Raw genomic sequence first — 8,474 nt, 5'->3', positions numbered from 1 at the left:
CCAGAATCCCTCCCTCTGGACCATCCGAAAAATTGATGAAACACCGATCCATAATGATCGAGAAAAAGTGCAAAACCTGCTATGTTGTGACCCAATTGTCAACACAGCCGAATGAAGCGACTGTGGATAAAAAAAGTCGAAATATAGGGATTCCGCTCGTAGAAGTGAAAAAAAGCAGACGGTTATCCTCAATCCTGTGAGTAACGACATACACATAGGAAAGAATCTGTCCACAAACTTATCCACACCCTGTGGAAAAACCGATTCACGTATCGGAGTTATTCACGCTTCAAAACAAAAACATAATAACAGATATAAGGCATGGTATCAATGGTTTTTTCATACTTATCCACAAACACTACTTCTGGTACTCCCCACATATTCACATCCCTATATTTTGTGTACAAGCTGTAGATAAACTTGTCGAAATCTGTTTTTGTGGATAAAATGATATCCACAGTTCTGGGAAATAGTTTTATGGGGATATTTGCCTTGGTAATGAAATTCCACTCTCGCTTGACTTTTTAGGCATATGTTCTTATAATGCAAAAGAATGTCTTTGCAAGACGGAGGTGTATACGTAATGAAACCATCTTTCAATCCTAACAACCGCAAGCGCAAAAAGGATCATGGATTCCGTAAGCGCATGAGCACAAAAAATGGCCGTAAAATTTTGGCTGCTCGTCGTCAAAGAGGTAGAAAAGTTCTTTCCGCTTAGGCCACACTTTCAGTGGCCTTTTTGTTTGTCTACATATGTCTGAAAATTCTTTGTTCTCATAAAAAGAGGAAGGCTTTCTCCGGTGTGGAAACCTTTTGAGGGATAATCGTTACCTAGCTACCGAAAATCCTACTATTTATTGAAGAGACAGGAGGAGGCCAATGGAGCAAAGCAAGGACGTAACCGACTTTTTTATATCGTTGGCGCGAGAGTTTCTTGATGAATGGCCTCAAGCTAACTTGGTATGTGCCTATGCGGGTGGATCTGTCGGGAGGGGAGAAGCGGACGCGTACAGCGACCTCGATTTACATATCTTTGTGGAGGGAGAAGATGATCCTTCCTGTGAAAATCGTCTGTTTAGAGGGCATATGATACAGCTGCAGGTCCAATCTGCTCCTACAGATGAAGAAGTATACGAGAATCCATGGGCATGGCGTTACTTAAAGGAAGCAAAGGTTGTTCTGGACCCAGAGGATCGCTTCATTTCCTGGATGAATGACATGTGCGCCTATATGGATTCCCCGGCTGGAAAAGCGAAAATGTTTGCACAGGCAAAGGCGGAGGTAGATGCGTTCCATGAAGAGGCGCAGGCGGCCTTAATGGAAGGCTTTCCTTACTCTGCTTATTTGGCTGCATGGGCAGGTTGGATCGGCGCGCTGCAAATGAGTGCCTTTTTCGAAGGGCATTCATTGAGTGATGCACAGTTGTATCAGTTGTTACAGAAAGCGGGACGTTCGGACGGCATGGATGGCTTTTTTCAGGAGACATACAGGAGCAATCAAGATGTACAGGATGCACTCGTGCTATTAGCGGACTATCGGGCTCATCTACGGTCAAAGAAAGAGGGGATCGAGTTTGTGCTGGCGGCTGAAAATGATTGGTTAGTAAAGAGGAAGGTTCAGAGATTGCAGGAGAGAAATCAGCTTGATATGGCCGGGTTTTTATTATTTTCAGAGGCGATCTGGTTATATCATAGCGTGGATTCTGATGAATGGCTGGAGAATCATTGGGCGGATCTGCCTGCCAAGCTTTCCTTGTCCCTTCAAAAATTGGGCTTTTTCCAAGGGGATGAGCAATTGCTCTCTGACTTGCGCCATGCCAGTGCAGAAATCATCGCGGAAATTGGCTGAAAGCCTATATTTTTTCGCTGAATTTTTGATTTTGTTCTAAACCTAGTATACTTAGGGGAAAAAAGTGGACGAAACAAGGATATACTGGTAGATGCTGTGTACGTTTTCTACTATAATTGTGATGTTAGGGGTTGTTTACCTTGCATCGTTCACACCGGCTCAAAAAAAATGAGCAATTCCAAGCTGTGTTTCAACGAGGAAGTTCTGCTGCTAATAAGCAGTTTGTCTTGTATTCAGCAAAGCAAGAGGGACAAGCGGCTTTTCGTGCTGGGATTTCCGTCAGTAAAAAAATTGGCAATGCTGTTGTCCGCAATAGAGTCAAGCGACTTATACGCGAAGCAGTAGCTCGAATGGAGTCTGTTATTCCAGTCGGTCTCGATCTCGTCATCATCGCCCGTCCGGGTGTGGAAGCGATGACGCTTGAAGCCATTGAGCAATCTCTGTTACATGTGATGAAGCGAGCCAAAGTGATCAAACAGGCACCCGTACATAATGGAAAAAGAGATGGAAAAAGAGGGTGAAACGATGATGGTGAAGATCATGGTTTGGTTGATTCGGGGATACCAACTGATGATTTCTCCGTATAAACCACCTTCATGCAGATTCGCGCCCACCTGTTCCCATTACGCAATCGAGTCGATTCGTCGATTTGGAGCGTGGAGGGGAGGCTGGTTGGCCCTTCGTCGCATCTTGAAATGCCATCCGTTCCACCCGGGCGGGTATGATCCAGTCCCGGATCAGCACAAATAAGATTACCTCAATTGAAGCGGGGAAAAGGAGGATCACCCTTGAGTAGACGTACACTCAGCATTCTTATGCTGACTATGCTGGTTCTAGTTTTGTCGGGCTGTAACCCCCAAGCTGCTGCACCAATTGGCCCTGACGCAACCGGCATTTGGGACAAGTATTTTGTCTATCCACTGTCCTGGCTAATTAAAGAGAGCGCATTGATACTCGGAAACAACTACGGTCTGGGTATCCTGGTTGCAACGATCATCATTCGAATCATTGTGCTTCCATTGATGGTCAAGCAAATCAAGAGCTCCAAGAAAATGCAAGAGATTCAACCGGAGATGCAAAAAATCCGTGACAAGTACAAAAATGATCCACAAAAAGCGCAAATGGAAACAATGGCTTTGTTCCAGAAGAGCGGTGTCAATCCGTTGGCTGGATGCTTGCCAATGTTGGTACAAATGCCGATTTTGATCGCGTTCTACCATGCGATCATCCGTACGACTGAGATTAACTCCCAAACATTCTTGTGGCTGACGTTGGGAGAAAAAGACCCGTACTACATTTTGCCGATTGTTGCGGCGATTACGACGTACCTGCAGTCCAAAATGATGGGTCAGGCAACACAAGGAAATCCACAAATGCAAATGATGATCATCATGATGCCGCTGATGATTTTGGCGATTGCCGTTACATTGCCATCAGCACTGTCTCTGTACTGGGTATACGGTAACCTGTTTACCATTGTACAAACCTACTTCCTGTATCGTGATAAAGGAAATATGCCTACTCCTAAGGGGGGAGCCTCCAAGTGAAAAAGGTGGTAGCTACGGCAAAAACGATCGACGATGCTGTGCAAAAAGCTTTGCTGGAATTGGGAGTGCCGCGTGAGCGGGCAACGATCCAAGTTCTAGAGGAACCAAGCAGAGGATTGTTTGGACTGATTGGGGCAAAGGACGCTAAAGTGCAAGTAGAATTTCACTTTGATCCGGTTGCACAGGGACGTGACTTTCTTCAAGACGTTTTGTCGAACATGAAGGTGAATGCCAAAGTGGAGACGCGTACAAATGAAGAGGGCATGCTGTTTGACATCCAGGGAACCAATCTGGGAATCATTATTGGCCGCAGGGGACAAACTCTTGATTCATTACAGTATCTCGTAAACGTCGTAGCGAACCGTCATGCGGACAAACATGTACGTATCACTCTGGATGCCGAAAATTACAGGCTGCGTCGCAAGGAAACATTGGAGCAGCTCGCAGATCGTGTGGCGAAAAAAGCGTTATCGACCAAACGGGATGTACGTCTGGAACCAATGTCTGCTGCTGAACGGAAAGTAATCCACGCCTTCTTGCAAAAGAGAGCGGATGTGGTTACCTTCAGTGAAGGAGACGAGCCAAATCGTTATATCGTGATTGCACCGAAAGAAGCCTCTCGCTAGGCTTCTTTTTTTTTACCTACAGAAATGGAGCAAGCGACGGCATTTTGAACAATCTCTTCAAAAAGTTGTCCACTGTGGATAATTGACCAAATGGCTGAGAATTTGCGAAAATGATTATACTGTGGATAACCAAAATGGACGGCAACCTTGGAGATAAGGTTGCTTTTTCCTATTAGGTGATTAGCCATATGGATGAGCTGCACTTTCTTTTGGAATTTTTCTAGACGATCTGTTATGCTAGTAAGTTAGTGGCTGACTTGTAAGAGTGGAAAGCTTGAGGTGAACAGCATGAAATTCGATACAATAGCGGCGGTCGCAACACCGATGGGTGAAGGCGGTATTGCCGTGATCCGAGTAAGCGGTACGGAAGCGATCGAAGTTGTGGATAAGATATATAAAGGAAAGCAGCGGTTGTCCACTGTGGACAGCCATACGATTCATTATGGGCACTTGTATGAGCCAAACACAGGTGAACGAGTGGAAGAGGTGCTGGTTTCTGTAATGAAGGCTCCCCGTACATTTACGAGGGAGGATGTAGTTGAGGTAAACTGTCACGGGGGAATCGTTTCCGTTGAAAAGGTTCTGGGGTTAATCTTAGATAATGGGGCAAGATTGGCGGAGCCAGGTGAGTTCACAAAGCGTGCGTTCTTAAACGGACGTGTCGATTTGTCTCAGGCTGAGGCCGTCATTGATTTGATCCGGGCGAAAACAGACAGAGCGATGAAGGTCGCATTGAATCAAGTAGAAGGGAAGCTGTCCAGGCTCATTCGGCAGCTGCGTCAAAACTTGATTGAAGCGATGGCCCATATAGAAGTTACGCTGGACTATCCAGAGCATGACGTTGAGGAGTTTACACAAAATTTCTTGCGAGGAAAGTGCCTGGAGGTTAAAGGTGAGATCCAACGACTGTTGCAGACCGCACAGCAAGGAAAAATTTTGCGTGAAGGTTTGTCGACCGCGATTATTGGCCGTCCGAATGTAGGGAAATCCTCTCTATTAAATAGTCTGGTCCAAGAGGAAAAAGCGATTGTGACTGACGTTGCGGGAACGACACGCGATGTCATCGAAGAGTATGTCAATGTGCGGGGGGTTCCTTTGCGACTCATCGATACCGCAGGAATTCGCGATACAGAGGACATCGTGGAGAAAATCGGGGTAGAGAAGTCCAGACAGCTGCTGCAAAAGGCTGACCTCGTGTTGCTCGTGATCAACTACAATGAGCCTCTTTCCGCTGATGATTACGCGATTTTTGAAGCGGCAAAAGGGTTCCATGTGATTGTAATTGTCAATAAATTCGACTTGCCGCAAAAAGTGGATTTGGAAGAGATCAAGCGTCATTTCCCTCAGCAGCCGTTGATTATGACGTCTGCGCGTGAGGAGACGGGGATCGATCTTCTGGAGCAGGCAATTGGGGAGATTTTCTTCAGTGGCCGAGTGCAGCAGGATGACCTGACCTACGTGAGTAACGCCAGACATATTCAACTGCTTCGTCAGGCAGAACGAGCCATAGATGAAGCATTGGGTGGAATCGATGATTTGATGCCAGTAGACATGATTCAGATCGACATTAAAAAGTCGTGGGAGCTGCTTGGGGAAGTCATCGGAGAAAGCGTCGGCGAAGATTTGATTGACCAGATTTTCTCCCAGTTCTGTCTGGGTAAGTGATAGAGGAGGACAAAAAATGAACGTTGTACCTGCATATGAAGCGGGCTCGTTTGACGTCATTGTCATTGGTGCCGGTCATGCCGGAGCGGAAGCAGCATTGGCGGCTGCACGTATGGGCTGCAGTACATTGCTGTTGACGATCAACCTGGATGCCGTGGCGTACATGCCATGTAACCCTTCCGTAGGTGGTCCGGCAAAAGGCCACGTCGTACGCGAATTGGACGCGCTTGGTGGAGAGATGGGACGCAATACTGACAAAACCCATATCCAAATGCGTATGCTGAATACAGGGAAAGGACCTGCTGTGCATGCCTTGCGCGCACAAGCAGACAAATTTGCTTATCAGCATGAAATGAAGAAAACGATTGAAAATACTCCGAATTTGATCCTGCGTCAAGCGATGGTGGAAGAGCTGATCGTGAACGATGGAGTCTGTGAAGGGGTTATTACACAGACTGGGGCACGATACATGGCCAAATCCGTCGTGTTGACAACTGGAACTTATTTGCGTGGAAAGATCATTCTCGGAGATCTCCAATACGAAAGTGGACCGAACAACATGCGTCCGTCCATTCGTCTGGCACATCATTTGAAGGAACTCGGTTTTGAAATGACACGCTTCAAGACGGGGACGCCTCCACGTGTTCATAGCAGCAGTGTGGATTTCTCCAAAATGGAGATTCAGCCTGGTGATCCGGTACCGCGCGCTTTTTCTTATGAAACAACGGAATTTATTATGGATCAGCTTCCTTGCTGGCTGACATATACAAATGAAGAAACGCATGGACTCATCAATAGCAATCTGCATCGTGCTCCTATGTATTCAGGAATGATTGAAGGAACGGGCCCGCGTTATTGCCCTTCGATTGAAGATAAGGTAGTTCGTTTTAACGATAAACCGCGTCACCAAATTTTCTTGGAGCCAGAAGGGCGCAATACTGAAGAAATGTATGTACAAGGCTTGTCGACCAGCTTGCCGGAGGATGTTCAACTTTCCATGCTGCGCTCCATGGCTGGAATGGAAGAAGTCAAAATGATGCGTCCTGGCTATGCGATTGAGTATGATTCGATCGTGCCAACGCAGCTCTGGCCTTCTTTGGAAACCAAAATCTTGCCTGGCTTGTTCACAGCAGGACAAATCAATGGCACCTCTGGCTATGAAGAAGCAGCGGGTCAAGGTCTCATGGCAGGAATTAACGCAGCACGCCGCGTTCAAGGGAAACCACCCGTTATTTTGGGGCGAGAAGAGGCGTACATCGGTGTCTTGATTGACGACCTTGTTACGAAAGGAACGCATGAGCCTTATCGTTTGCTTACTTCTCGTGCAGAATATCGCTTGCTGCTGCGTCATGACAATGCGGACTTGCGCCTGACGGATATCGGCCATGAAATTGGTCTGATTAGCGAAGAGCGCTACCATCGATTTAACCAAAAACGCGAGCTGATCGAGCAAGAAAAAGAACGTGTGGCCAACACGCGCGTACGTCCTGAAATGGCACATGTCCAAGAGGTTTTGCGCAACGCAGGCTCTCCTGAACTGACAGATGTCATCGAACTGGCTCAACTGCTGCGTCGACCGGAAATCAACTACAGCCACATTGCTCAAATGGTCCCTGCACCGGAAGCACTGCCAGAGGATGTGACCGAACAGGTTGAAATCCAGATTAAATACGATGGCTACATCAAAAAGTCTTTGCAACAGGTTGAGCGGATGAAAAAAATGGAGGAGCGCCGCATCCCAACGGATATTGACTTCCACCAAATCTCCGGTTTGTCCAAGGAATCCCGCGACAATATGACCAAAATTCGTCCGTTGAACATCGGGCAGGCGGCTCGTATCGCAGGAGTTACTCCAGCAGACATTTCCGTGTTGATGGTATATCTGGAGTACAAACGCGTGGGAGTAGCCGAGTAAGGAGAAAAGCTATGACGAAAGAACAGTTTGCCGAGGTACTTGCAGCTCAGGGGATTTCTTTGACGGATCGTCAGAAGGAGCAGTTTGATCATTTTTTCCGCCTGCTGGTGGAATGGAATGAGAAGATGAACCTGACCGGGATTACCGAAGAGGGGCAAGTGTACAACAAGCATTTTTATGATTCGATTACACCGGCTTTTTACTTCCCATTTGACCAGGTGCAATCCGTTGTAGATATCGGTGGGGGCGCAGGCTTTCCGAGCATTCCTTTGAAAATTTGCTTCCCGCATCTGAAAATGACGATCATTGATTCCTTGAACAAGCGTATGAGCTTTTTGCAGCATGTAGCACAGGAACTGGGTCTGGAGAACGTGAATCCTGTACATGGGCGTGCTGAGGATCGTGGACAAGAAGCGATGTATCGGGAGAAGTTTGATCTCGTAGTGGCACGTGCTGTTGCGAGACTCAATCTGTTATCGGAGTTCTGCCTTCCTTTTGCCAAAGTCGGAGGACACTTCGTCGCTCTCAAGGGCGCGGAGATTACTCCAGAGCTTGCTGAAGCGAAAAAGGCAATCAAGACACTCGGTGGGAAGACGAGAAAGGTCGAGACATTCCAGCTTCTAGAGGAAGCGGGAGAGCGTAACATTGTCATCATGGAAAAAATAGAAGCGACACCGAAAAGCTATCCGCGCAAGGCAGGAGTTCCTGCGAAAAAGCCGTTAGTATAGGAGTCAGTCATAAGAGAGGGTCGTAGCCACGTGCTGCGGCCTTTTTTCGTATGGAAAGTGCAAATGAAACTGCCCGTTCGTGATGAAATGGAAAGTATGCCTCAAAAGTAGTCTCTCAGGTTTGCTTCTTGGCTCATGGAGTCTA

9 protein-coding genes are annotated in these 8,474 nt (G+C 47.0%); all 9 read left to right on the top strand.

Annotated elements, in window-relative coordinates:
* Positions 1-583 precede the first annotated feature (583 nt).
* The 9 genes from rpmH to rsmG all read left to right on the top strand — a co-directional run bounded on the left by rpmH (position 584) and on the right by rsmG (position 8,329).
* The gene (rpmH, locus tag EL268_RS32580) at positions 584-718 is read left to right on the top strand and encodes a 50S ribosomal protein L34 (RefSeq protein WP_007720125.1); all 135 of its coding nucleotides are present in this window, start codon (positions 584-586) and stop codon (positions 716-718) included.
* Between the two features lie 161 nt (positions 719-879).
* Positions 880-1,848, top strand: a complete 969-nt coding sequence (locus EL268_RS32575; protein ID WP_106656933.1) for a nucleotidyltransferase domain-containing protein — start codon at positions 880-882, stop codon at positions 1,846-1,848.
* Positions 1,849-1,988: 140 nt separating this feature from the next.
* Positions 1,989-2,369: a ribonuclease P protein component gene (gene rnpA, locus EL268_RS32570; RefSeq protein WP_106656932.1), complete on the top strand. Its 381-nt coding sequence runs from the start codon at positions 1,989-1,991 to the stop codon at positions 2,367-2,369.
* 4 nt (positions 2,370-2,373) lie between these two features.
* Entirely contained in the window at positions 2,374-2,598 is a 225-nt protein-coding gene (yidD, locus tag EL268_RS32565; protein WP_205669431.1) for a membrane protein insertion efficiency factor YidD, read from the top strand.
* 38 nt (positions 2,599-2,636) lie between these two features.
* Entirely contained in the window at positions 2,637-3,395 is a 759-nt protein-coding gene (gene yidC / locus EL268_RS32560) for a membrane protein insertase YidC (RefSeq protein ID WP_106656931.1), read from the top strand.
* Positions 3,392-4,021 carry an RNA-binding cell elongation regulator Jag/EloR gene (gene jag / locus EL268_RS32555; RefSeq protein ID WP_007720132.1) on the top strand — a complete coding sequence of 210 codons (630 nt, stop codon included), beginning with the start codon at positions 3,392-3,394 and terminating at the stop codon, positions 4,019-4,021. The genes yidC and jag overlap by 4 nt, the downstream gene beginning before the upstream one ends.
* A gap of 288 nt (positions 4,022-4,309) precedes the next feature.
* A complete protein-coding gene (gene mnmE / locus EL268_RS32550; protein WP_106656930.1) occupies positions 4,310-5,686 on the top strand; it encodes a tRNA uridine-5-carboxymethylaminomethyl(34) synthesis GTPase MnmE in 1,377 nt (458 codons plus the stop codon).
* Positions 5,687-5,702: 16 nt separating this feature from the next.
* Complete coding sequence (gene mnmG / locus EL268_RS32545) at positions 5,703-7,601, top strand: tRNA uridine-5-carboxymethylaminomethyl(34) synthesis enzyme MnmG (protein WP_106656929.1); 1,899 nt, start codon at positions 5,703-5,705, stop codon at positions 7,599-7,601.
* Positions 7,602-7,612: 11 nt separating this feature from the next.
* Entirely contained in the window at positions 7,613-8,329 is a 717-nt protein-coding gene (gene rsmG / locus EL268_RS32540; RefSeq protein ID WP_106656928.1) for a 16S rRNA (guanine(527)-N(7))-methyltransferase RsmG, read from the top strand.
* Positions 8,330-8,474: the final 145 nt, after the last annotated feature.

Origin of the sequence: Brevibacillus brevis (assembly GCF_900637055.1) — a bacterium.
Lineage (GTDB): Bacteria > Bacillota > Bacilli > Brevibacillales > Brevibacillaceae > Brevibacillus > Brevibacillus brevis.
Note: the sequence above shows the minus strand (reverse complement) of the source record. Positions and strands in the feature narration are given on the sequence as shown.